At 59.2% G+C, this 385-nt stretch carries 1 protein-coding gene; it reads left to right on the top strand.

Annotated elements, in window-relative coordinates; genetic code table 11:
- On the top strand, positions 1–385 hold a 385-nt coding region (locus EN807_RS36175; RefSeq protein WP_210240017.1), incomplete at both ends, for a hypothetical protein.

The raw sequence follows: 385 nt of genomic DNA, 5'->3' as shown, positions 1-385 counted from the left end.
GTTGAAACCATGACAGCGATGAAAGCAGGCTCAAAGGAAGTTATTAGCCTTCCGCCTTATAACACAATCACGATCACCGTTTCTGGCGTCGGCTCGGGCAGCATCGAGCGCATGGGCAACAATCCGGGCGAACAATCGTTTGGGGTCGTTGCGGTAAGCGCAAACACGGTTATCGGCCCATTCTCCGTGCAGACGAGGCATCTCCTGCGCTGTACGCAGCCGGCCATGTCTTACGATGTCGCGCCGGCTGATTTCCCGACCGCGTCGTCTGGCGTCCAGAACATCACCACCCTCTCACAGGCTCAGTCTAATGCGCTCACGCCTGATTCGCCGCCATGTCGGCGCCCCATAGCGACATCCATAAAGCGCCGCCGGCCGGCACTCC

Origin of the sequence: Mesorhizobium sp. M5C.F.Ca.ET.164.01.1.1 (assembly GCF_004792125.1) — a bacterium.
GTDB lineage: Bacteria > Pseudomonadota > Alphaproteobacteria > Rhizobiales > Rhizobiaceae > Mesorhizobium > Mesorhizobium wenxiniae.
The sequence above is the reverse complement of the archived record's forward strand: the minus strand, read 5'-3'. Positions and strand labels throughout refer to the sequence as shown.